We start from the raw sequence: 23,499 nt of genomic DNA on the forward strand, positions 1-23,499 counted from the left end.
ATGGCGATCAGGCGCGGACGCGGCGTTGCCGCGATCAACTATCCGACCGGCATGAATCTCGGCGGCGACCCGACCCAGGCGCTGCTGCATTCGACGCCGACCGGCAATTTCATGGTGACGCTGTCGAGTGTCGATCTTGGCCAGGGCATGAAGCAGATCATGGCGCAGATCTGCGCCGAGACGATCGGCGTGCCGACCGATCGTGTCGTCGTCGACACCGCCGACACCGACACCGGTCCGCACTGCATGGGCACCTTCGCCTCGCGTGGCACGCACCGCGCCGGCAACGCCGTCATCGAGGCGGCCAGGGAAGCCCGCCAGGTGATGCTGGAAGTAGCGGCCGAGGAGCTGGAGGTGAATGCGTCGGACCTCGAGACTGATGGCCAGGGCAACATCCTGGTCAAGGGCGCGCCACAAAAATCGATCTCGATCTTCGATGTCGCGCTGTCGGCGCATTTCAAGCGCGGCCGCTCGATTTCCGGCCGCGGCATGTTTTTGATCCCCCGCTCCTATCCCGAAAAGGAAACCGGCGCGATGAAGCCGTCGACCTGCTACGCCCACGCCTGCACGGTTGCCGAGGTCGAGGTCGATGACGAGACCGGCGAAGTCACCGTGCTGACGGTGAAGAACGTCTTTGAGATCGGCCGCGCGCTGAACCCGAAAATGGTCGAGCAGCAGCTCGTCGGCGGTTCGTGGATGGGCATCAGCCATGCTCTCTACGAAACGACCGAGCCCTATTATCCCAACCGCGACCATGGCGGCACCGACTTCAACCAGTATCTGATGCCGGGTCCTGGCGATCTCGCGCAAACCGAGATCATCGTGCTGGAGAGGCCCTCGGCCGACGGGCCGTACGGCGCCAAGGGGCCGGGCGAAATGTGCGCCAACCCGCAAATCCCGGCGGTGGCCAACGCCGTCTTCGACGCCGTCGGTGTGCGCATCGACACGCTGCCGATCACGCCGGAGCGCATCCTGCGGGCGCTGAAGGCGCAAGCATCGAACTGAGTGCTGGAAATGCCCAAGAGAAGCGCCCGGACTTCAAGCGCAGAGACAGTCGCGACCTCGCCGGAGGCGGTGGCGTCCCGCCTCGCCGCCTCGCGCTATCTCGCCGATGAAAGCCTGGCCACCGCAATCTTCCTGGCGATCAGGCTGGGTAAGCCGCTGCTGCTAGAAGGCGCGCCCGGCGTCGGCAAGACCGAAGCGGCGAAGGCGATAGCCGAACTGCTCGGGCGCGATCTGGTGCGGCTGCAATGCTATGAAGGCATCGACGCCGCACATGCGCTATACGAGTGGAACTACCAGCGCCAGCTGCTCGCCATCCGCCATGCCGGCGAGCACGAGCTCGACATCTACGACGACCGTTTCCTGATCGCGCGGCCGCTGCTGCAGGTGCTGAAGGCGCCGGAAAAGCGCGTGCTGCTGGTCGACGAAATCGACCGTTCCGACCATGAATTCGAAGCGCTGCTGCTGGAGTTCCTGTCCGATTTCCAGATCAGCATTCCCGAGCGCGGCACCATTCGCGCGACGGCGCAGCCGATCGTCATCCTGACCTCGAACCGCACCCGTGAACTGGCCGAAGCGCTGCGGCGGCGCTGCGTCTATCACTGGATCACCTATCCCGACGCCATTCGCGAGGCCGAGATCATCATGCTGCGCGCCGGCGACGTCGCCGAGGCCACGGCGCGCGCCGTGGCTTCCGCGGTGCGCGACATCCGCGCGCGTCCGCTGGCCAAGCCGCCAGGCATCGCCGAGGCGGTCGAATGGGCCAATGCCGCCACCATCCTCGAAAAGGGCGGCAGCCCCTGGCCGGAAGCCTTCCGCCGCGCCATCGGCGTGCTGATCAAGGACGAGGAGGACTTTTCCTGCATCGCGCCCGAGCTCGGCAAGATTATCGAGGAGGCGCTGGCGTGACGAGCAACCGAAGCGCGCTAGCGCGATACCCCAGGGCTAGTGCGCGACGCTGGCGGGACAGCGCCCCCCTCTGTCCTGCCGGACATCTCCCCCTCAAGGGGGGAGATTGGCAGCTTGGGCGCTCCGCTCAATTCTGCAACGTTGAAGATTGGCGAAAGCCGGCGAGATGTCTGATCTCCCCCCTTGAGGGGGAGATGTCCGGCAGGACGGAGGGGGGCGCGAAGGAATGATGCGTCCGGAAAGCTTGCCCCGTGCGACCACGCCGTTCCTCGGCTTCGGCCGGCTGCTGCGCCGCTACGGCTTCCCGGTGGCGCCCGAGCAGGTCTCCGGTTTCATGCAGGCGGTTACGTTGCTCGGCCCACGCTCGATGGCCGACATCCGCGAAGCGGCCCTCGCCACGCTGGCGCCGCCGCCCGACCGCCGCGACGAATTCGAGGCGCATTTCCGGAGCCATTTCTATGGGAATGCCGCGGCGCTGGTCGAAGGCGACGCCGACGAGGAAGCCCGCATCAAGGACGATGGCAAAACCAGCAAACAAGAAATCGAAGTGGTCCGCCAGGAGGAAGGCGGCGAACTGTCTTCGGCCAGCGAACAGTTGAGCGTCCGCGAGTTCCAGCGCGATCGCGACGGGCTTGCCGCCTTCCGCCGCAAGCTCGCCACCGCTTTGCCCGCCCGCCGGTCCTTCCGCACCGTACGCACGCATGCGCGCGGCAAGCTCGACCTGCGCCGCTCGCTGCGCGAAATCGTCAGCGCCGACGGCGATATCCCCTCGCCGCTGCTGCGCCGGCGGCAGACAGTGCCGCGCAAGCTTCTCATCCTGATCGACGTGTCGGGCTCGATGAAGCACTACACATCGGACTATCTCAAGCTGGCACACGCGGCGGTGCAAGGCGCCGACCGGGCGGAGGTATTCACTTTCGGCACACGGCTGACCCGCATCACCTCGGCGCTGCGCATTCGCGACCGCGACCAGGCGCTGGCCCGCGCCGCTGCCCAGGTCGACGACTGGGACGGCGGCACCCGCATGGGTCCAACGCTGCTAGCCTTCCTCTCGGTGCCGCGCTTCTCCGCCTTTGCACGGGGGGCGGCAATCGTCATCCTGTCGGATGCGCTCGAGCGCGGCGATCATGCCGAGCTGGAAATGGCGATGCGCCGGCTGAGTGCCCGCGCCTTCCGACTCTCCCTGGCGACGCCGTTGGCCGGCGATCCGCGTTTCCAGCCGGCAACGGCAGCACTTCGCGCCATCCTGCCGATGCTCGACGACCTGGTCGACGGCTCGTCCATCGCGGGCCTCACCGATTTCATCCTGTCGCTCGCCCGCCCCGCCCCCGTGGCCGCGGCAATCTGGAAGAGGGTTTCGTGATGCAGAAGGCGATCGACGCGCATTTCCACATCTGGCGCCAAAAGGACCAGCCGTGGCTGGTCGGGCCGATGGTGCCGCGCATCTTTGGCCCTTACGAGCCAATCCGCCGCGACTATCCGATCGAGGAATTCCTTGCCGACCAGCAAGGCTCGGGCGTCGAGAAGGCGGTCTATGTCCAGACCAACTGGGCCAAGGAGGATTTCGAGAACGAGGTCGCCTTCCTGCAGAAGACCGCGGAAGAAACCGGCTGGCCGCACGCCATCGTCGGCTATGCCGATATGACCGTGAACGACGTGCGTTCCCAGATCGACCGGCTGATCAAATACCCTCTGCTGCGCGGCGTGCGCATGCAGCTGCACTGGCACGAAACGCCGGCCTTCCGCTTCGCCGCCTCGGCCGATCAGGTCATCGACCCGAAGGTGCGGGCCAATGTCGCGCGCCTCAAGGATTACGGCCTGTCTTTCGACCTGCAGCTTTTCCCCGCCCAGATGAAGGATGGGCTGACGCTCGTCGGCGAGAACCCCGAGACCAATTTCATTCTCACCCACGCCGGCATGCTGACCGGCATGGAGCCCGAAACCACCGAGGCCTGGAAGGCAGGGCTGCGCACGCTGTCAGCGGCGCCCAACCTCTATGCAAAGCTGTCCGGCCTCGGCACATTCGTCCACCATAACGATCCGGCGCTGATCAGCTATATCGTCGACAATGCCATCGACATCCTCGGCAGCGATCATCTGATGTTCGGCTCGAACTTCCCGATCGAGAAACTGTGGACCAGCCACGCCGAACTGACCAGGGCGCACCGGCAGGCCGTGGCAAAACACGGCGCGACCGCCGAGGCGGATGTCTTTTGGAACACGGCGGAGAAGATATATCGGCCGGTGTAGCGCCGCTCTTTCCTTCTCCCCTTGTTGTGGGAGAAGGAAAAGCCCCCCGCCTCCGCCGACACAGAACGGACAACTGCGGCCGATTTCAGCTCCGCAAAACATGGCCCGAGACCTCGGCGCCGGCAGCGTTCGGCAACGCCAGAAAGCGGCACGAGGCCGCGAGCCCGATTGCGCCGATCACCAGGAAGGCAAGTCGGAAGTCGACGAGATCGAGCGCCGCAGCGCCCCTGGCGATCTGCGACAGGTTGAGCAGTGCCGCGGCGACCGCTACGCCGAACAGCATCGCCACCTGTTGCAGCATGCTGGATAACGTCGCCGCCGAGCTGCGCTGCGGTGAGGCCACATCGGCGAAGGCCAGTGTGTTGAGCGCGGTGAACTGCATCGAACGCGACAGTCCGGCGATCAGCATCAGCACCACCACCAACGCTTGCGGCGTCTGCGGCGAAAGCGCCGCGCAGGCCATGATCGACAAGGAGGCGATCACCCCGTTGACGATCAGCACCGGACGGAAGCCGAAGCGCCTCAGCGTCGGCGTCGTCACCGCCTTCATGCCGAGATTGCCGAAGAAATAGGCCAGGATCATCATGCCCGCATCGATTGGGCTCAGTCCGAAGCCGACCTGGAACAAAAGCGGCAGCAGGAACGGCGTGGCGTTGATGGCGATCCGGAAAATCGTGCCGGCCGACAGCGTCGAGATGGCGAAGGTCTGCACCTTGAAAGCTGTGAGATCGAGCAGCGGATGGTTGGCGCGTCGCAGATGCCGCACCGCCAGCCAGCCGACCAAAATGCCCGTGCCGAGCAGTGCCACGGTCGGCAACACACCCTTTTGCGGATGCGCGATGCGCTCGAGGCCGTAGAGCATCGAGGCGAGCCCCACCGAGGTCAGCAGGAAGCCCGGCCAGTCGAGCGGCTTGGCTCCGGCTTCGCGGTCGCCGGGAATAAAGCGGGCGACCAGCGCCAAACCTGCAACCCCAAGCGGGATATTGATGAAGAAATTCCAGTGCCAGGAGAGATAAGTGGTGATGAAGCCGCCAAGCACCGGCCCGACCACCGGCGCAAACAGCGCCGGCCAGGTGATCAGCGCCGTGGCGTTGAGAAGCTCGGATTTCGGTGCATTGCGCAGCACCAGGATGCGGCCGACCGGCGTCATCAGCGCGCTGGCCAGGCCCTGCACCGCGCGCGCGGCAACGAACTCGGCCAGGTTCTGTGACATGCCGCAAACGAGCGAGGCCAATGTAAACAGGGCGATCGCAACGAGGAAGATGTTGCGCGCGCCAAAACGGTCGGCGAGCCAACCGGACAGCGGCACGAACACCGCCATGGTCAGCATATAGACGGTGATGCCGATGCTCATCGCCACCGCGGGCACGCCGAAGGATTCTCCCATCTGCGGCAGCGAGGTCGAGATGATGGTCGAATCCAGAAGCTGCATGAAAAAGGCGACGGCGACGATCAGTGCCACCCGCCGAGCTTGCCGCGCCGCCGGCGCGGTTTCGGGCAAGGCTTTGTTTTCGGGAATGGCGGTCATACACAGACTGTCCGAAGGGGAATTTTCACCCGCTCCATCGGCAACCGCGCAATTGTCCGGCAAACCGATGACGCACCGGTTTCAACAGCATCTGGCCGGTGCCGTCCAGACCTGGTCCAACAAACTTTCGTGTGGCATCGCAGGCGGCCATGCGATGACCTAGACCTGGCGCCGAACCGGCCTTTTACGATCCGCGATGACGCTTTGTGCCTGCCGGGGCGTCTTTATGCGGCTTCGATCTTCTCCAGGAACAGGCTGAGCTGGTCCGGGTCCATGTGCACGACGTGTCTGTCTTCGGGATACGCCAGGCTGTTCACATCGGCGACATATTCGGAGAAGGCAGCGATGCGTTCGGCCTGCAGGCGATCGTATTCGGCGGCGAAATTGCGATAGACCTTGGAATGGCGCGGCATGTGGCCACGGTTCTGGCCGAGGATGTCGTCTGCGAACAGGTATTGCGCATCGCAGCCGGTGCCCGCCCCCATCGACAACATGATCAGCGACGTCCGCTCCGAAATCGCCTTGGCCACCTCGACCGGCACCACCTCGATCTCGGCGCCGATCGCGCCGGCGGCCTCCAGTTGCTTCACCGCCTGGAACACCTGCATGGCGGTATCGGCGGTCTTGCCGACGGCCTTGAAGCCGCCGGTCCAGGTGGCGCGTGACGGGATGAGACCGACGTGGCCGATTACCGGAATAGCATCGTCGGCCATCCGCTTGATGGTGGCGTAGCCGGCGCTGCAGTAGACCGCATCGGCGCTGGCCTTGTAGAGCCGGAACGCCCAGCGGACGAAATCATCTGCGGTGCCGATCTCGAAGAAATTCTCGCCCGGCATGGTGAACAGGCTGGGTGCCGCATCGCGGTATTGCGGATTGAGCACCAGCTCCGGCGGTACCGAGACGATATCGACGCCGGCGCGTTCGGCGGCCTCGGCCTCGTCCATCGTCAGCACGCGCAGCATCGTCAGCTGCCGCTTGCCCTTCATGGCACGCAGGTCGGCGACGGTCGGTCTTTTCCGGCTCATGGATTTTGGTCCCCTTTGCTACGTGACAGAAGGCCGGTCAGGCGATCTGGATCATCACCTTGCCAGCTTCCACCTTGACGGGATAGGTCTGCAGATTGACACAGACGGGAGCCCCTTTGGCCTGGCCGGTTTTGTAATTGAAACGGCCATTGTGCTTTGGGCATTCGATGATGTCGTCCATCACAAGCCCGTCGGCCAGATGCGCCTTCTCATGCGTACAAAACCCGTCGGTGGCGAAGAATTCATCGTCCGGCGAACGGTAGATAGCGAAGGTGCGGCCGCCATGGTCGAAGCGGATGACATCTTCCTCGTCGACATCGTCCACGGCGCACGCTTCGACCCAATCGGCCATCTCTGCTTCTCCCGAAATTTCTGCATTGCGCTGCTGCGGTGCCTATTCAGCCGCCGCCGACATGTTCACTTCGTGGAACTCGCCACGATAGGGCCTAGCCGTTGGCGGCAGTTCGCGCTTGAGGAAATAATCCTCGTATTTGAGCTGCCTGAGCAGGACCGGCCAGACCTCGCGATAGGCATGCCATATCGACGGGTTCGGCTCCGGCAGATCGTGCTTGATCAGTTCGTGCAGCCTGGGCAGCGCGTGGTAAGGCACCATCGGAAACATGTGATGCTCCACATGGTAGTTCATGTTCCAGTAGATGAACCGGCTGATCGGGTTCATGTATACGGTCCTGGTGTTGAGCCGGTAATCGACGACGTTGTCGGCCAGACCGATGTGTTGCAGCAGGCCGGTCATCACCATGTGCCAGGTGCCGTAGAGGCGCGGCACGCCGATGAGCACCACCGGTATCCACGACCTTATGAAAATGGCGAGCGCGATCGTCGCAACGTAGATGGCGATGTGCCAGCGCGCCGCGATGACGGCCTTGTGCTGTTCCATCTCGGGAACGTAGCTTTTCTCGTCGGGCGTCAGCTTGCCGAACGCCTGGCGTACCAGTGCCGGGAGCGAATAGCGAAAATCGAGAATGCCGGTGAAAGCCAGCGCCGCACGCAAAAGGTCCGGCGGGCGCATCACGGCGATCTCGGCGTCGCGCCCGACGATGATCGTGTCTGTATGGTGGCGGGCATGGCTCCAGCGCCAGGTCACCGGGTTGCGCATCAGCATGAAGCTGGCGATCTGGTAGACGACATCGTTCATCCAGCGCGTGCGGAAGGCCGTGCCATGGCCGCATTCGTGCCAGCGCGAGTCGCTGGACGAGCCGTAGAGCACGCCGTAGACGAAGAAGAACGGCACGCACCACCAGGTACCCCAGAAATAGATGGCGCCGGCGGCCGAGCCGAGGATGGCGACGATCCAGATGATCGTGTCGCGGATCGCCGGGCCGTCCGAGCGCTGCATCAACTCCTTGATCGCCTTGCGGGGGACATCCGTGTGGTACCACTCCGCCGAGGCCAGTCCCGTCTCGATCGCCCTGCGCGTGCTTTCGCCGACCAGGCTGTAATCGCGCTTTACCGTGCCCGCCATTGTGACCTCCAATTCCCGATCGGCCGCGAGCCCTCCCCGCTCCGGCCGGAGCCAGCCTCCCGACTGGTGTCTCGTATCCTGTTCGCCATTATCACGACCTGCCTCCAAGAACAGGAAAACGGCCCGACGGCTGCGGATAATCCTGCTGCGGCTGTCTGGCAATCGCCGCGATCCGGCTTTCGGCGGCGGCGATCTCGCCGGCACCGTCGAGAACCCGGAACACCGCATCGTAGGTGCGGCTCTCGCCGTGCTCCAGCCAGATCATCTCGCCGCGTTCGCGCGCCGCCAGATTCCCAAGCACATGATGCGTCGACGGCTCGATGCCAAGCGCGTACTGTCCGGCCTGGAAATTCTGCCATTGATAGGCGCAGGGCAACTGGTCCTTGCGCGTGACCACCTCGAAACCGAGGCCGAGCCTGTCGTTGACCACCACCACCGGGACTTGGCCGGTGCTGTCGGCGCCGAGTTCGTGCTGCCAGACCTGTTCCTTGAATCCCGGTTGCGGCGCCGGCACCGTGCGGTAGCCGACCTGCTGCGCTTCATAGCGCTCGCCGGCATGGCCTGCCCAGACGACGTCGCGGATCGGCGCCAGGTAGCGCGATCCCTCGTCGAGCACCGGATAACTGACATTGATGTGATAGAAATACATATGAGGGGTCCGGTTGAAGCCGTGATTGACGACACGGTCCGAAAGCCGGATCTCGTTGCCGCCGACATCGGCCTCGATGCGCCGCAGCAGGTGCAGATCCTCGCCAAATACAGTCGATTGCTGGACGATAGCTTCGGCCCACAACACGCAGTGGTCGCCGTCCCAGGTCTCGCCGTAGCCGGTCAGCCGCGCTGGGATGGTGCTGACGCGGCCATGCAGCGAGTGGCGCACCGTCTTCTTGGGCGGGTAGTTGTAGGTGTCGGCCGGTACCTCGTTCATGAACAATATATGGTCGAGGCCGCAGGTCAGCAGAAGGCCGGAAAACGACCGCGCCCAGGCCAGCCCCTCCTCGCCTTCGTATTCGTGCAGGCCGGGATGGCGAAAGCCGCTCGGCGAATGCCAGCCGATCGCCTGGCCCCTGAAGTCGCAATCGGCGATATCGAGCGCCCGGTCGACCAGCGCAGTGAAACGCAGGCCGGAGCCGGTGCGGAATTCGAGCATACGGATGCCGCGCTCGACCCCATCGCCAAGCGTCATCAGCCGCACGCCGGCGAATTGCGACAGCATGCCTGAGCGTTCCGAGACCTGCCGGCGCGACAGCGTCTTGCCGTAAAGCTCTACCATGTAACGGCCAGTTCCTTCACTTGCTCCCGTCCTTCACTTCGCTCTCGTCTCCTTGAGGAGGGCCGACATGTCGGCGCCGGTGATGATGCTTTCCACGGTCAGCAGGTCGGTGTCCGCGACCGTCTGCTCGGCGACGATCTCGCCACGGCGCATAACGATGATGCGGTCAGCGACCTGGAAGACGTGATGGATGTTGTGGGTGATCAAAAGCACCGAGTGACCGGCATCGCGCACCTCCTTGACGAAGCGCAGCACGCCGTGTGTTTCCTCGACGCCGAGATTGTTGGTCGGCTCGTCGAGGATGATGACCTTGGCGGCGAACTGCATTGCGCGCGAGATGGCGATCGACTGACGCTCGCCGCCCGACAGCGTTGAGACCAGCGCATCGGCGTCGAGTTTCTTCGAGATGCCGACGCGCTTCAAAAGTGCCGAGGCGGCATCGCGCAATTGAGCGAGATCGAGCGGCGCGAACACGCCAAGCCATTTGAGATTGACCGGCTCGCGGCCGAGGAAAAGATTGCGCGCGATGCTGAGATCGGGAGCCAGCGAGGTGTCCTGGTGGATGGTCTCGATGCCGAGATCCATCGCGTCGCGCGTCGAGCGGATGGAGACCTTCTGGCCGCGCACATAGATGTCGCCGCGATCGACCGGAAAGACCCCGGAGATCGCCTTGATTAATGTCGATTTGCCGGCGCCGTTGTCGCCGAGCAAGGCCACCACTTCGCCCTCGTTGAGCGTGAAGGAGGCGCTCTTCAGGGCGCGGACGCTGCCGAAGGATTTTTGCAGGTTCTGCAGCCGAAGCACTTCCATGATCAGCTCCTGGCGGCGTTCTTCTGCAGCAAAGCGTGCAGGATGAGCATGGCAAGGATGATGACGCCGACGAAGATGTTGTAGGCGAGCCCTGGCACGCCGATCAGCACGATGCCGTTGCGGATGCTGCGCAGCATCAGCGCGCCGACGATGGTGCCGAAAATGGTGCCGCGCCCACCGGTCAGCGCGGTGCCGCCGACGACCACCATGGCGATCACTTCCAGCTCATAGCCGGTGCCGGCCACCGGCGATGCCGCGGAGATGCGGAACGCGCTGATCATGCCGGCGAGACCGGCCAGCACCGAGGTCAGGATAAACAGCCAGATCTTGACCGCATCGGCCGGCACACCACGCGCCACGGCAGCGTTACGGTTCGAGCCGATAGCGCTGATCCAGTTGCCGAGCTTGGCGTAGCGCAGCACATAGACCGCCAGCAGCGACAGGCCGATGAACCACCACAGCGAGGTATAGAAACGGAACGTTCCGATACTAAAGCTGCCGGCCAGCAGCGTCACGAAGAAGCCTGGCTGATCCCAGGACTTCAGCGGAAAGCCCTGGGTGATGTAGAGGGCCGCGCCTCGCACCACGAGCAGCATCGACAGCGTCACCAGGAAGGACGAAATGCCGATCTTGGTGACGATCAGCCCGTTGATCGCACCGATCGCTATGCAGAGCAGCAGTCCGGCCAGCAGCGCCACGCCGATATCGACCCCGCCGTTCTGCACCAGCAGCATGACCACGACCGGCGCCAGCCCGAATACGGCGCCGACCGAAAGGTCGAATTCGCCGGCCGTCAAAAGCAGCGTCATGCCGAGCGCGATGATGCCGAGCTCGGGCAGAAACGCCATCATGTTGGAGATGTTGAGCGGCGACAGGAAATTGGCGTCGGCGATCGCGAACACCGCCAGCAGGACAATCAGGATGACGAGCGAAGAGAACTGCGGCGAGCGGATCAGGCTCGACCTGCGTTTGGCACGCGGCATTTCCTCTTCTGCGGCAATTGTCATGACTGCTTGAACCATACTTCAGGGCGCCGCCCGCCGCCTGCGCGGCGAGCGTCAATTTCCATCACTTGTTGTAGAGTTTCAGGATCGGCTCGACGCTCGAGGCGTCGTAGAGGCTGAAGGTGTGGATGTCGTAGCCGATCGGTTCGCCAGCGGCGGCCAGCCCGAGCAGCGCCACCGGCATGAAGCCTTGCGCCGAGGGAAACTGCCAGGCAGCCGCGTTGATGAACCCAGACTTGACTGACTCTGCCGTTTCCTTCGAATTGCCCCAGCCGACGACCGGGATCTTGCCGGCCGGCACGCCGGCGCCGTCAAACACCCGCTTGACGCTGGCCGCAACGGAATCGCCGAGCGCGATGATCGCCGGCGGGTTGTTGGCGACCATGTAGTCGGTCATCTTGGCGATGATGCCGGCCGGATCGGTGCCGCAATCGACCACGTCATATTTGATGCCGAGCGGATCGAAGACGCTGGCAATGCCTTCGGTCTCGAGCTGCTGGTAGCTGGCGCCCGGCACTTCGACCGGCAGGAATACCTTGTCGCCTTGCTTCACCATCTTGTGGTCGACCAGATACTTCGCCCAGATGACACCGGCTTCCTTCAGGTCGGCGCCGACATAGGCTTGCCGGCCGGTCGCCGGATCGTCGGTGTTGAAGAACACGATCGGGATACCGGCAGCCTTTGCCGCCTTGACCTCCTCGGTCCACAGGCCGGGCTGCGCCGAGGTGGTGGCGATGCCGTCCGGCTTGGCTGCCAGTGCCGAGTTGAAGGCTTCCTTCTGCGCCGCCATGTCGCCGCCGCTGAAGGAGATCTTGCAGGTCACCTTGAGCTGGTCGCACGCCTTGGTGGCACCGGCATTCCAGTCGATCCAGAAGGCATCCGACGGGCCGCCATGCGACAACAGGTAGAACGTCTTCTGGGCGTCCTGCGCCGCCGCCGAGCCCATGGTCACGCCGGCGAGCACGATCGCCGCAGCCGCGATTTTCAACGCGAGTTTCAACATTTCTCTTCCTCCCTTGTTTCGTAGCCGAACCGCGCCGTCACAGTCCGTTGGCGCGGAATTTCCCGTCGAGGAATTTCTTGGCGCGCGGCACGTCGTCTTCCGAAAGATGCTCGATGATGACCGGAATGTTCGGATGCTTTTCGGCCAGCCGCTTGAGATAGAGGTCGTAATTCAGCGAACCGAGGCCAGGCGCCGGCAGCTCGATCTCGCCGACGCCGCGGAAAGTGTGGCTCTCCAGCGCGTCCTCGTCGCCGATGTCGGCGTGCTTCTCCGACTTGTCGCCGCCAGAACGCTTGACGTCCTTGGCGTGGGCGATTTTGATCTTATCGGTCAGCGTGTCGAACACCTGGTTCAGGATCTGGTCCATCCTGTCGATATTGTGCGTTTCGAAATAGTTGGTCGGGTCCATCAACAGGCCGAGGCCTGGGTGGTCGACCTGCGCGAACATTCTCACCGTCTCCTCGACCGAACCGACGACATTGTTCACATAGGTTTCGAGCAGGAACACCGCGCCGTGGTCATAGGCGGTCTGGGCAAGGTCGGCGATGACCTTGCGACATTCTTCAAAACCTTCCTCGGTCTTGTTCTTCGGGTGATGCACCCAGTCGGACTCGGTGTTGTAGGTACCGGTTTCCGAGATCACGTAAGCGGTGCCGAAATGGCGTGCGTTGCGGATGATCTCCTTCAGATAGCCGACGCGCCGCTCGCGCTCGCCCAGGTCCGGATGGATGATGTTGGTGTAACCCGATACGCAGCAGATCGGCAGATTGTGGTCGCGAAACGTATCGCGGACGGTCTTGGCCTTGTCCCTGGTGATCTGTCCGGCCGACAGGTCGATGTCCCTAAAATGCAGGTCGAGCTGCACGGTGTTGAAATCGAGCGCACGGATCTTCTGCGCGGTTTCCTTGAGGCCATACGGAAAATAACCCGTGAAAATACCTGCCTGCATCATGGTGTGAAGTCCTCCCTGTAAGTGATTCAGTCAGTTGATATTTCGGAAAGTTTGACCGTCCGGCCCTTGTCGATGGAGCGGTAGCCGGCTTCGACCAGCGCCATGGTCTTGACGTTGTCGGCGACCGACAGCGCCGGCGGCTCGCCAGTCTTGACCGCGTGCTGGAGCTGCTCCATGACGCCGATAAAAGCATGCGGGAACCACTTCGTGTCCCAGCTGGGTGTCACCCATTCACCACCGGTGGTCTCGGTCGAGGCATAGGTCAGCGTCGAGGCAGCGCCAGTCGGCCAGCCGATGGTGCCCTTGGCGACGCCCTTGGTGCCGTCGACGCGCCAGTTGACGTGCTGGTCGTCCTTGTAGCCCTCCTGGCGCGGCCCGGACCAGACATCCTCCAGCGATACGGCAAGCACACCGGACGGGAACTTAATCGTCGACACTGTGATGCCGTCCGAATGGTCGAAGCGGGTGCGCGGGTCCTTGCGGGTCAGGGTGGTGATCTCTAGGGGATCGCCGAACAGGAAGCGTAGTACGTCGAGATGGTGGACGCTCATGTTGGCGAGCGTCAATCGGTCATAGTCCTCGAGGAAGCTCTGCCAGTGCGGGATCGCATGCATGTCGATCTGGGCAAAGACAATGTCGCCGAGCGCGCCGCTGTCGATGACCTGCTTCAAGACGCGCATCGACTGGTCGTAGCGCATGTTCTGGTTGACCGAGAGGATCTTGCCGGTCTTGGCCGCCTCGTCGCGCAGTTTGACGGCCTCGTCAAGGGACAGCGCCAATGGCTTCTGCGCCAGGATCGCTTTGATATGTGCCTGCTTCAGCGCATGGCGGATCAGCGCCGGCTGCTGGTCGGGCGGAAAGGCAAGGTCGATGATCTCGACGTTTTTGTCCTCGATGAGCTGTTCCGGCGTGTCGTGGACGGCCGGGATATCCCAGCGTTTGGCGACCTTCTCGGCGCTGGCCTTGGTCCGCGAGGCAATCGCCACCACGGGGAAACCGGCTTCCTTGTAGGCGGCAAGGTGACATTCGGCCATGATCATGCCGGCGCCGACGCAGCCGATCCTGTATTCCCTGGTGCGGACTTTAACGTCCGGCTCGAAGCCGTTGCCCACCATTTCTTGGCTTGCCATATGTTCCTCCCGAAGCTCGTTTCTTGCAGCCGCCGTCACCTTGCCAGCGCTCCCCCGCTTTGCCCGAAATAATGCACCCTGCCCGGCTCGCAGGATATCGCCACCATCGCGTCCGGCCTGATGTCCGGCTGGCCGCGCAACAGCGCTCGCAGACGCGCCTGCCCGGCGGCGAGCGTCACTACGGTGTAGCCGCCGAGCGGCTCGACCTCGAACACTCGTGCCGGGCGGCCCGCGCCCCCCTCCGACCAGGCCTTGACCTTGATGTCTTCCGGCCTGAGTCCGATTTCGACGGCATCGGCTGGCGCCGTCTTGTCCGCGATGCGGATCCTGCCTTCCGCCGCCTCCACGCCTTCAGCGCCGTGCACCGACTTCAGTATGTTCATCATCGGCGAGCCAAGCAGCCGCGCCACATAGGTACTGGCCGGCCGGTCATAAATCTCGGCTGGCGCGCCGATCTGCCTGATCTTGCCGTTGTCCAGAATGGCCATTCGGTCGGCGACCGACATCGCTTCTTCCTGGTCGTGCGTGACATAGATCAGCGTCTTGCCGAGCTCGCGCTGGATGCGCTTCAGCTCGACCCGCGTCTCCTCGCGCAGCCGGGCGTCGAGCGCCGAGATCGGATCATCCATCAGATAGGCGGCGGGATCCCGTACCAGCGCGCGGGCAATCGCCACGCGCTGCCGCTCACCGCCGGAAAGCTGTGCTGGCGGCTTGTGCAGGATATGGCCGATATGCAGCTTGGCCGCGACGTCGGCGAGGCGCTTTTCGATCTCGGCTTCGGCGACCCGGCGTTCGACCAGCGGAAAGCGGATGTTGTCGCGCGCGCTCATATGCGGAAACAGCGCCAGGTTCTGGAAGACCATCGCGACGTTGCGTTCGGCCGGCGACACTGCGTTGACCGGCTTTCCGTCGATCAGGATCTCGCCCGTGTCCGGTGTCTCGAGCCCAAGCACCAGACGCAGCACCGTCGACTTGCCAGATAGAGGCGGGCCGAAGAAGCAGAAGAACTCATTGTCGTTGACAGTAAACGAGGCGTCATCGACGGCGAGCGTGTTGCCGTAGCGTTTGGTCACATTGCGGAAGACGATATCGGCCATGGTCTCAGCCCGCTCTCAAGGCAAGGCCGGTGGCGGCGTCGAAGACGCGCACCGCCTCCACCGCAGGTGCGACGACGGCTGTCTGCCCGATCGCCAGCCCGACATCATTGTCGAACACCGCCTTAACCGCAGCTTCCCCGTCGCCAAGGTGGATGATGGTGCGCGGGCCGATCCGCTCGACGAAACTCACCGGCATCGACAGGCCACGGCCGTCTTCAGCCAGCTTCACCTGCTCCGGTCGAAAGCCATAAAACACCTCGCCGCGCATCCGGCGTGCGGCATCGGCGATCTCGACCGGCAGCGGCGGCGTCGCCCCCAGCGGGCCGAGATCGACGACCAGGCCACGGTCGCTTTCCGCCAACCAGCCCTTGAGCAGGTTCATGCCCGGCGCGCCGATGAAGCGGGCGACGAAGACATTGGCCGGATCGTTGTAGACCTCGAGCGGTGTGCCGACCTGCTGCAGCACGCCATGGTCCATCACCGCGATGCGGTCGGCCATGGTCATCGCTTCGAGCTGATCGTGGGTGACGTAGACCATGGTCTGCCGGAACTGCCGCTGCAGCTGCTTCAATTCGGTCCGCATCACCGCCCGGAAGGCCGCGTCGACATTGGAAAGCGGCTCGTCGAGGAGGAAGATCGCCGGCTCCATGATCGCCGAACGGCCGATCGCCACCCGCTGCAATATGTTGACCGAAAGGCGGTCGGCCTTGCGGTCGAGCAGCGGCGTCAGCTGCAGCATCTCGGCAATGGCGCCAACGCGGCGGTCGACCTCGGCCTTGGGTGCGCCGCGCATTTTCGGCCCGTAGGCGAGGTTCTGCCGCACGCTCATATGGGTGAAAATCGCATAGTTCTGGAAGACGAAGCCGACGCCGCGCCGCCCCATCGGCACGCCGGCCATGTCGCGCTCGCCGAACAGGATCTTGCCGCTGGTCGGCTCTTCCATGCCGGCGATCATGTTCATCGTCGTCGATTTGCCGCAGCCCGACGGCCCGAGCAGCGCCATGAACTCGCCGTCGGCGATGGCCAGGTCCATCGTCTTCAGCGCGGTGAAATCGCCGAATTTCTTGATCAGGTTCTGCAGATGGATGGTGCTCATGCCGCCACCTCGGGTACCCGGGCCATGCGTTTGATGGCAAACACCGCAGCGATGGACAGCACGATCAATATGGCCAGCGCGATTGCCGCCACATAGCCCCAGATCAGGTCCTGGGTGGTGAGCTTGTAGATGTAAACGGAGATGGTTTCGGTAGCGACGCCGGGACCGCCGCCGGTCATGATGTAGAGCGTGTCGAAGATCTTGAAGTTCTCGATCACCCTGATCGCCAGCGCGATGATGATGATCGTCTTCATCTTCGGCAGCACGATGGTGACGAATCGCTGCCAAGGGTTGGCGCCGAGCAGCGTCGCCGCCTTGATCTGGTCCTCAGGCACGCCGACCAGGCCGGCAAGCAGGATCAGGAACATCAGCGGCGTCCACTGCCAGATGTCGGCGACCATGACGGCGATGAGTGCCAGCGTCGGGTCCGACAGCCAGGCGATGGTGACGGGAAAGCCTGAGATCCCCGACAGGATGTCGTTGACCGGGCCGCCTGATTGAAACAGCATGAAGAACATGTAGCCGGCCACCGCCGGCACCACCATCATCGGCATCAAGAGGATCGAGTAGAAGATCCGTTTGCCCGGAAACTCGTCGGCAAACAGCGTCGCGAGCGCCAGCCCGAGCAGGAACTCCGTCGGCACGCAGACGATCATGACGATGGCTGTGCGCTTCAGCGCGCTCCAGAAGCGTGCGTCGACCGCAAGGTCGGTGTAGTTGGCGAAATTGTTCCACATCGACCAGGCATTCCACCAGCCGGTGCCCGACAGCGGCGACCAGTCGGTGAGGCTGATATAGAGCTGCATCAGGAGCGGGAAGACAGCGATAAACAGCACCAGGATCTGCGCTGGCAATGTCAGCCGGAAGCCGAGCTTTGCGCCTTCGTCCCGCAAGGCCGGCTTTGCCTGGACGGTCTTCATCACGTCCTCCGGAATCGTCGCTGCCACCGCGCTCATTGCTTGAGCGCCCCGAAGGTCAGCCCGCGCACCAGATGGCGCTGAATGGCGATGCCCATGATCACCGGCGGCACCGCGGCGATCAGGCCGAGAGCAGCCTTGGCGCCGTAGAGCTGTCCGGTCATCGAGGAGGACAGCGAGGCCATGTAGACAGGAACCGTCACCCATTCGCGCGTCGTCAGAAGCAGCGCAATCAGATAGTCCGACCAGTTGAGGATGAAGACGAACAGCGCCGCACTTGCCAGCGGCGCGCGCATCATCGGCAGCGTGATGCGGGTGAAGACGCGCCACCGCGAACAGCCTTCGACAAGTGCCGCCTCCTCGATCTCGCGCGGCATGTCGTCGAAGAAGGTCTTCATCAGCCAGAAGGCGAAAGGCAGCGTGACGATGCCATAGATCAGCGACAGCCCCCACCAGCTGTCGGTGAAGTTGAGGAAAGCCCACATGATCATCACCGGGGTCATGACCGCCATCGGCGGAAACAGGCGAAGCTGGATCAGCGCCAGCGGCAGGTTCTGGCCCGAGCCGAAGCGCGACAGCCCGTAGGCCGCCGCGGTGCCCGCCGACATGGCGATTGCCGTGCCGAACGTGGCCGACAGCAGCGACGACAGGATCGGCTTCAAAGCTGTGCGGTCGAGCGCGACGATCAGATTGTTGGTCGATTCCCCGAAGACGAAGCGGAAATTGCTGAGTGTCGGGTTCTTCGGCCACCATGTCAGGTCGGCGCCGGTCGCCGACCATTCGGCGATCGGCTTGAACGCCATCGACACCATCCACAGGATCGGCACCAGCGTCACCGCCATCGCCGCAAGGATCGCGGCATAGCGGAATATCTCGAAAGGAACTGAACGCTTCATCTTGCGGCTTTGCTGGGTCCTTCGTTGGCGAGGGGAAGAGCGGCCGCTCCTCCCCTCCTTGGTAAGATCCTGCGAGGATCAGGCGATCGGATCGAGGACGGTCGGCCAGGCCTCCTTGTTGGTCTTGATGGCTTCGAGAAGCTTCTCCTCGCCCGTCCGGCGGGCAATCTTCTTCCACTCGGCCTCGGTGTCGGCCATCGCCTGCTCGGCTGTCTTGGCCTTGGTCAACGCGGCTACGAGGTTCTCGTCCAGCGCGTTGTGGAAGGCGGTGGCGCCGGGATAGTTGATGGTGGGCACGGTGCGGGCGACCGTCTCGCGCACCACGTCCATGTGGTAGGCGTGATAGGTCTGGCGAACCAGCGGATCGGAAAAATCCGACAGCCGGAACGGATCGAAATAGCCGCCCGGATTGGCGGTCATCCAGGCATAGATGCGGCTTGAACCCAGCCACTGCAGGAACAGGTAGCAGGCTTCCGGGTTCTTGGCTTGCGAGGAAACCGACGCCGACAGGTTAAGCCACAGCACCGAACGGCTGACCAGTTTTCCGTCGATCTCGCGGCCGGGCGGCAGCATGGAGCCGATCTTTCCAGTGACAGATGAATCCTTGTTGCCGGCATTGTCGAGGAATTTCGGCAGGTTGGAGAAGGCACAGGTCATGGCCGCACCGCCCTTGGCGAAATTGCCGTACTGCTCCGGCCAACCCCAGGAGATCGCATCCGGCGAATGATGCGAGAGCGACGCAATGTACTCGCTGGTCGCTGCGATACCTTGCTCCGAATTGATCAGCGGCTTGCCGGCATCGTCGAACAAGAACTGATTGGGCGAAGCCATTGAGACATAACGCTGATACCAGTTGGTGTAGCCCCAGCCCTGGTTGCGCAGATCGGTCGAGCCGAACAGGCCCTTGTCCGGGCGCTGGAAGAAGGCTGCGATCTCGTCATGCTGCTTCCACGTCTTCGGCGCCGCCAGTTCATACCCGTATTTGTCGGAGAAGGCCTTCTTCTCGGCTGCGTCGCCGAACAGATCGGTGCGGTAGACCCAGGTCTGGAAATCGCCATCCAGCGACACGCCGTAGGTCGAGCCGCGATACTGGTTGAGCAGCGAGACGCCCTTGGCGCCGTTGACGTAGCCACGCTCGGGATCGTCCCATTCCGGCTTATATTGTGCAACGAAGTCGTCGAGCTTGAGGATGCCGCCGGTTTCGGCGAGGTCGCCAAGACGGTTCCATTCGACCGCGTAGATGTCGTAGGCTCCACCCTTGGTGGAGATGTCCTGCATCGTCTTGGTGAATTCCTGGCCGTTGGGCACACCGACGATCTCGAGCGGAATGCCGGTTTCCTTCTCCCATAGATCCTTGATCGACGGCGCGCCCGCCGGAAACGGCTGCGTCAGTTGGCCGATCGAACCGTCGGACAGGCCGAGCACGATCTTCGTCGGCGCCTTGCCGGCGCCCTTCATCGCCTTGGCTGCCTCGATGGCGCGGCCCTCGGGTGTGTCGGCGCCATACTGATAGCGCTCCGAGCCGTCGAAGCCGGTCGGGCCACCGATCATGCCGGGCGCCAGGGCATCGGCCGCATAGGCACGGCTTGGGCGAATGAATTTCGGCGCGATACCTGCGGCGGCAACAAGCACTGCCGCCTTTCCACCGGACGCCAGCAAACGGCGCCGCGACACGCGGATCAAATTCGACATTGGAACTCCTCCCTCAGGGCCTTGTTCCTCCACGGCCCTTATGATGGATATTGACGGCACTGCACCAAGGCTGTCAATATCATAAATAATCAAGACACATCATAATATCTCAAGGAAGGGGAAAATGGCGTTTATCGAGGCTCTCACACCGAAGCCGGTGCTTGAATTTGAGGGAACCAGGCCTGCCCACCTCGCCGCTTTGGTCCGCTTCGGAATTTGGTCTAGCGCAGCGACTTGCGGATCGGCCAAGGCCGGTTACATCATTTCCCATCAGAATCGCGAGCGGCGATGAGGCCGCTCTCCGACGTCGGACCTATGAAATGCGTAATCTCGATGCGCTTTTGGCACATTTTGGAATGAGGTGATCGACAGTGCGGTCCACCCAGACAGACATAGCCCGGGAAGCCGGCGTTTCCGCCGCCACGGTCGACCGTGTGCTCAACAACCGCGCCGGGGTCAGGGCGCGCACTCGCGAGGTCGTGCTCGAAACGGCACAGCGGCTTGGCTACATCGCTGAAAATTCAAACAATCCGAGCTCGCTCAACGCGCTGCGCGGTGAGGTCATACGGCTCGATTTCGCCCTGCCCGCCGGCACCAATTCCTTCATCAAGATGCTGCACCGCCAGATCGAGGCGCAGGCGCAGTCGCGGCCTGACCTCGACGTCCGCGTCGCCACTATCGAAGGCTTCAATCCGGATCGGCTCGCCCGTCTGCTGCAGGAACTGCACGGGCAGACGCAAGGCGTCGGTGTGATCGCGCTCGACCATCCGACGGTGCGCGAGGCGATCCGCTCGCTTTCGGCCAGCGGCGTCAAGGTCGTCACCCTCGCTTCCGACATCCTGCATGTGCCGAGGGTTGCCTATATCGGCATCGACAACCGCGCCGCCGGCCGGCTCGCCGGCTACCTGCTCAACCGCTTCATGGGCGCAGGGCGTCCGGGCAAGGTCGCGCTGTTCGCCGGTTCGCTCTCCTACCGCGGCCACGAAGAGCGCGAGATGGGCTTCCGCCACATACTGACGGAAGAATCGCCCAATCTGCAGATCGTCGAGATGCGCGAAATGCTCGACGATCGGGAAAAAGCCTACTCTGAGGCCTCCGCCCTGCTGGACCGGCACCCGGACCTGGCCGCCATCTACAATGTCGGCGCTGGCAACACCGGCATCGCCCGCGCGCTGAAGGAACGCGGGCGCGCGCTGTCGACGGTCTTTCTCGGCCATGAGGTGACGGAAGGCACCAAGGAGCTCTTGCTCGACGGCACGCTCGACGCGGTCATCGACCAGAACCCGCGCGTCGAGGCCCGCGAGGCGCTCAACACCTTGACCCACGCGGTCAGGGGATTGCCTTACGAACTGCACCAGCCGAGGCTGCAAGTGATCTTCAGGGAGAGTATCCCGGAGATCTGAACCCAGGTGAATGGCTGGGGTTTCGTGAATCTTGCCGGCGCGCTCTATTCCGGCCAGCCGCTGAACAACACGCCGCTCGACCGCTCGCGGCGACCGTCGGCTTCAGGATGCTGGAAGACCAGCTTACCGTTGGCGCGCAATATCTCAGCGTTGGCAAGATCACGCGCACCAACCGCAGCAAACCGGACGAACCGGCTCTCGTCGATGACGGCTTCGATCTGGTCAACGTCTTTGCCAACTGGCGCATCAACGGCCACGCCAATCTCGATTTCAGCGTCGACCTGGCCGCGGGGCGCGGCGGGACTGATGGCCGGCTAGAGCTTGCTCACCATCGCTTGCGCATCTTCGCCCAGACCGATGGCGATCCGGTCGCCGGAGGCAATGCCTGATATGTCGCAGACGACCAGCGGCATGCTGATTTCGTAGAGGAATTCGGCAACGATGGCGCCGACGGCAAGGATCGGGTCCGGCCGCTCCAGGATAATGCCGGCCGGCGCCGTCCCTCTGCGAATCGCTTCGGCCAGAACCGAAGACGAGGACGACGACCCCCGCCCGCTCGGCATCACCAGGATCTTGCCGGCGATATTGCCGCCCAGGTCCGGATGCGAATGGTCGATGATGTCGCCCGTTTCGACATCGATCCCGCCCCAGAAGCTGAGCGCCTGCGAAAGCACCAGCGCCGGGCCCTGTGCGGAGCCGGCAAGGTGGAATGTACCGGTCGTGGCCGGCGCCTTCATGGCGCGCCTCGCACGACGCGGCCGGCCGCGGCCGAGCGGACGCAGTCTTCCATGTCGCCGAAGGCCACCGAGACACCGATGTTGCCAGGTGCGTAATGCGCCCATTTGCCCGAATTGGTCATCACCACGCCGTCGAGACGCTCGAGGATCGACGTGACATAGGTGCAGGTGTCGGTGACCGGGACAAGGCCGAAGGCTTCCATGCCGGCCAGTGCGCCTTCGTCCTGCAGTCGCGTCAGCGTGGCACGCCCTGTGTTGACATAGATCGGAACGCCCCTGCCCGGCGCAACTTCGCGCAGCAGCGGCAACAGGCGCATCCACTCTTCATGGGAGAAATGCGGCGTGCCTAACGACACGGCTGCAAGCTGCACGCCATCGGGGACGCTTGACAGCCTGGCCAGCGCATGGTGGACGTCAGCGCGAGAGATCCGGATTTTTTCCTTCGGCGCCAGGCCTTGCAACGCCTCATCCAGCGTCTTCGCCTCCGGCGTAATGCCGACCGCATGAAACAGCGCCACAGCGCCCGTCGTTGCCGCCGCCGCCCCCAGCGCCTTCAGTTGGTCCTCGTCGCGCGGCTGCGGCAGGCCTGATATGACAGGAATGCGGTCGCCGCTCTTTTGCCCGACAAGTAGTCCGACACCCACGAACAGGGCGTCGCTGGGCTCGAGACCGCCAGTCAGCTCGAACAGGATCTGGCCTCGTCGATTTTCACTCAGATGCAGCCCCCAGGCCGGCGCGCGTCCGGTCATTGCGCAGCATAAATCGATGAAATCGCCATAGCGGTTGGTTCGCGCCCCGATCACCGAATTGGCAAAGACGATGGCGTTGGACTCACCCCAGGCTATCTGCTCGCCGAACCTTGGCCGGAACCGAGTCTGATAGGGTGCGCAGGTGAAGGTCGCCTGGCAGCCGAGGTCCAGATGCGCCATCATCAGGCGTCGCGCCGGCGCTTCTTGCGACATCGGCATCTTCAGCAATCCGGGATGGATGAGGTCGAACGAACCGACATTCAGCGTCGTCGGCACCCGAACGCGGCCGCCGCCCTCGATCAGCCTTTCGACGAAATCGAGGCTGGCCTGGCCGTGATAGAGGCAGCCGTCGATATGGGCACCGGCAATATCCAACAACTTGCGGGCGCCGACCGCCTTCGCGAAGGCGACCAGGATCTTCATGGCGGCAGCCGCTGCCGACCCTTGCTCGCCATGCAGCATCGACTGGTCGCCGGCCGTCAATTCCAGCGTCATCGGCAAATTCCCGAGCCCGCACTATGCCGATCAAGCACTCCCTGATTG

At 63.5% G+C, this 23,499-nt stretch carries 23 protein-coding genes; 5 read left to right on the plus strand and 18 right to left on the minus strand.

Translation table 11 applies throughout. From position 1 onward, the window contains the following. The 4 genes from NKH17_RS09345 to NKH17_RS09360 all read left to right on the plus strand — a co-directional run bounded on the left by NKH17_RS09345 (position 1) and on the right by NKH17_RS09360 (position 4,161). The gene (locus tag NKH17_RS09345; protein WP_352900532.1) at positions 1–1,005 is read left to right on the plus strand and encodes a xanthine dehydrogenase family protein molybdopterin-binding subunit; all 1,005 of its coding nucleotides are present in this window, start codon (positions 1–3) and stop codon (positions 1,003–1,005) included. Between the two features lie 9 nt (positions 1,006–1,014). Next, on the plus strand, positions 1,015–1,911 hold the full coding sequence (locus NKH17_RS09350) for an AAA family ATPase (protein WP_352900529.1): 897 nt from the start codon (positions 1,015–1,017) through the stop codon (positions 1,909–1,911). 226 nt (positions 1,912–2,137) lie between these two features. After that, entirely contained in the window at positions 2,138–3,274 is a 1,137-nt protein-coding gene (locus NKH17_RS09355; RefSeq protein WP_352900526.1) for a vWA domain-containing protein, read from the plus strand. Then, positions 3,274–4,161, plus strand: a complete 888-nt coding sequence (locus NKH17_RS09360) for an amidohydrolase family protein (protein ID WP_352900523.1) — start codon at positions 3,274–3,276, stop codon at positions 4,159–4,161. Before NKH17_RS09355 ends, NKH17_RS09360 begins: the two co-directional genes overlap by 1 nt. Before the next feature lie 85 nt (positions 4,162–4,246). Here NKH17_RS09360 and NKH17_RS09365 read toward each other — a convergent pair whose 3' ends face one another. From NKH17_RS09365 to NKH17_RS09435, 15 genes are all read right to left on the minus strand, one after another. Next, on the minus strand, positions 4,247–5,689 hold the full coding sequence (locus NKH17_RS09365; RefSeq protein WP_352900520.1) for a DHA2 family efflux MFS transporter permease subunit: 1,443 nt from the start codon (positions 5,687–5,689) through the stop codon (positions 4,247–4,249). 224 nt (positions 5,690–5,913) lie between these two features. Next, on the minus strand, positions 5,914–6,714 hold the full coding sequence (locus NKH17_RS09370; RefSeq protein ID WP_352900519.1) for a 3-methyl-2-oxobutanoate hydroxymethyltransferase: 801 nt from the start codon (positions 6,712–6,714) through the stop codon (positions 5,914–5,916). Positions 6,715–6,751: 37 nt separating this feature from the next. Further along, positions 6,752–7,066, minus strand: a complete 315-nt coding sequence (locus tag NKH17_RS09375; protein ID WP_287249971.1) for a MocE family 2Fe-2S type ferredoxin — start codon at positions 7,064–7,066, stop codon at positions 6,752–6,754. Between the two features lie 42 nt (positions 7,067–7,108). Next, positions 7,109–8,197 carry a fatty acid desaturase family protein gene (locus NKH17_RS09380; protein ID WP_352880213.1) on the minus strand — a complete coding sequence of 363 codons (1,089 nt, stop codon included), beginning with the start codon at positions 8,195–8,197 and terminating at the stop codon, positions 7,109–7,111. A gap of 91 nt (positions 8,198–8,288) precedes the next feature. Next, positions 8,289–9,470, minus strand: a complete 1,182-nt coding sequence (locus tag NKH17_RS09385) for an aldose 1-epimerase family protein (protein ID WP_352900517.1) — start codon at positions 9,468–9,470, stop codon at positions 8,289–8,291. A 33-nt stretch (positions 9,471–9,503) separates the two neighbouring features. Further along, complete coding sequence (locus NKH17_RS09390) at positions 9,504–10,286, minus strand: ATP-binding cassette domain-containing protein (protein WP_254820537.1); 783 nt, start codon at positions 10,284–10,286, stop codon at positions 9,504–9,506. Next, positions 10,283–11,287 (minus strand): ABC transporter permease, encoded by a 1,005-nt coding sequence (locus tag NKH17_RS09395; protein ID WP_352900515.1) that lies wholly within the window; start codon positions 11,285–11,287, stop codon positions 10,283–10,285. The genes NKH17_RS09390 and NKH17_RS09395 overlap by 4 nt, the downstream gene beginning before the upstream one ends. Before the next feature lie 61 nt (positions 11,288–11,348). Then, a complete protein-coding gene (locus tag NKH17_RS09400; RefSeq protein WP_352900513.1) occupies positions 11,349–12,287 on the minus strand; it encodes a sugar ABC transporter substrate-binding protein in 939 nt (312 codons plus the stop codon). Between the two features lie 37 nt (positions 12,288–12,324). Further along, positions 12,325–13,239, minus strand: a complete 915-nt coding sequence (locus NKH17_RS09405) for a sugar phosphate isomerase/epimerase family protein (protein WP_352900510.1) — start codon at positions 13,237–13,239, stop codon at positions 12,325–12,327. 26 nt (positions 13,240–13,265) lie between these two features. Beyond that, positions 13,266–14,354, minus strand: a complete 1,089-nt coding sequence (locus NKH17_RS09410) for a Gfo/Idh/MocA family protein (RefSeq protein WP_352970638.1) — start codon at positions 14,352–14,354, stop codon at positions 13,266–13,268. Between the two features lie 50 nt (positions 14,355–14,404). Next, a complete protein-coding gene (locus tag NKH17_RS09415) occupies positions 14,405–15,466 on the minus strand; it encodes an ABC transporter ATP-binding protein (protein ID WP_352900508.1) in 1,062 nt (353 codons plus the stop codon). 4 nt (positions 15,467–15,470) lie between these two features. Then, positions 15,471–16,562, minus strand: a complete 1,092-nt coding sequence (locus NKH17_RS09420) for an ABC transporter ATP-binding protein (protein ID WP_352900506.1) — start codon at positions 16,560–16,562, stop codon at positions 15,471–15,473. Further along, on the minus strand, positions 16,559–17,518 hold the full coding sequence (locus NKH17_RS09425; RefSeq protein ID WP_352900503.1) for a carbohydrate ABC transporter permease: 960 nt from the start codon (positions 17,516–17,518) through the stop codon (positions 16,559–16,561). The genes NKH17_RS09420 and NKH17_RS09425 overlap by 4 nt, the downstream gene beginning before the upstream one ends. Beyond that, the gene (locus NKH17_RS09430) at positions 17,515–18,375 is read right to left on the minus strand and encodes a carbohydrate ABC transporter permease (protein WP_254820511.1); all 861 of its coding nucleotides are present in this window, start codon (positions 18,373–18,375) and stop codon (positions 17,515–17,517) included. Before NKH17_RS09430 ends, NKH17_RS09425 begins: the two co-directional genes overlap by 4 nt. 78 nt (positions 18,376–18,453) lie before the next feature. Then, positions 18,454–20,067, minus strand: a complete 1,614-nt coding sequence (locus NKH17_RS09435; RefSeq protein WP_352900500.1) for an extracellular solute-binding protein — start codon at positions 20,065–20,067, stop codon at positions 18,454–18,456. 371 nt (positions 20,068–20,438) lie between these two features. Here NKH17_RS09435 and NKH17_RS09440 point away from each other — a divergent pair, with 371 nt between their 5' ends. Next, positions 20,439–21,470 carry a LacI family DNA-binding transcriptional regulator gene (locus NKH17_RS09440; RefSeq protein WP_352900497.1) on the plus strand — a complete coding sequence of 344 codons (1,032 nt, stop codon included), beginning with the start codon at positions 20,439–20,441 and terminating at the stop codon, positions 21,468–21,470. 44 nt (positions 21,471–21,514) lie between these two features. Here NKH17_RS09440 and NKH17_RS09445 read toward each other — a convergent pair whose 3' ends face one another. The 3 genes from NKH17_RS09445 to NKH17_RS09455 are packed head-to-tail and all read right to left on the minus strand — an operon-like array spanning position 21,515 to position 23,451. Continuing rightward, the gene (locus tag NKH17_RS09445) at positions 21,515–21,727 is read right to left on the minus strand and encodes a hypothetical protein (RefSeq protein WP_352799384.1); all 213 of its coding nucleotides are present in this window, start codon (positions 21,725–21,727) and stop codon (positions 21,515–21,517) included. 57 nt (positions 21,728–21,784) lie between these two features. After that, positions 21,785–22,207, minus strand: coding sequence for an aconitase X swivel domain-containing protein (locus NKH17_RS09450; RefSeq protein WP_352900494.1), 423 nt, complete (start codon positions 22,205–22,207; stop codon positions 21,785–21,787). Next, positions 22,204–23,451 carry an aconitase X gene (locus NKH17_RS09455; protein ID WP_352900491.1) on the minus strand — a complete coding sequence of 416 codons (1,248 nt, stop codon included), beginning with the start codon at positions 23,449–23,451 and terminating at the stop codon, positions 22,204–22,206. Before NKH17_RS09455 ends, NKH17_RS09450 begins: the two co-directional genes overlap by 4 nt. Positions 23,452–23,499: the final 48 nt, after the last annotated feature.

This window comes from Mesorhizobium sp. M1334 (genome assembly GCF_040317995.1).
Taxonomy (GTDB): Bacteria; Pseudomonadota; Alphaproteobacteria; order Rhizobiales; family Rhizobiaceae; genus Mesorhizobium.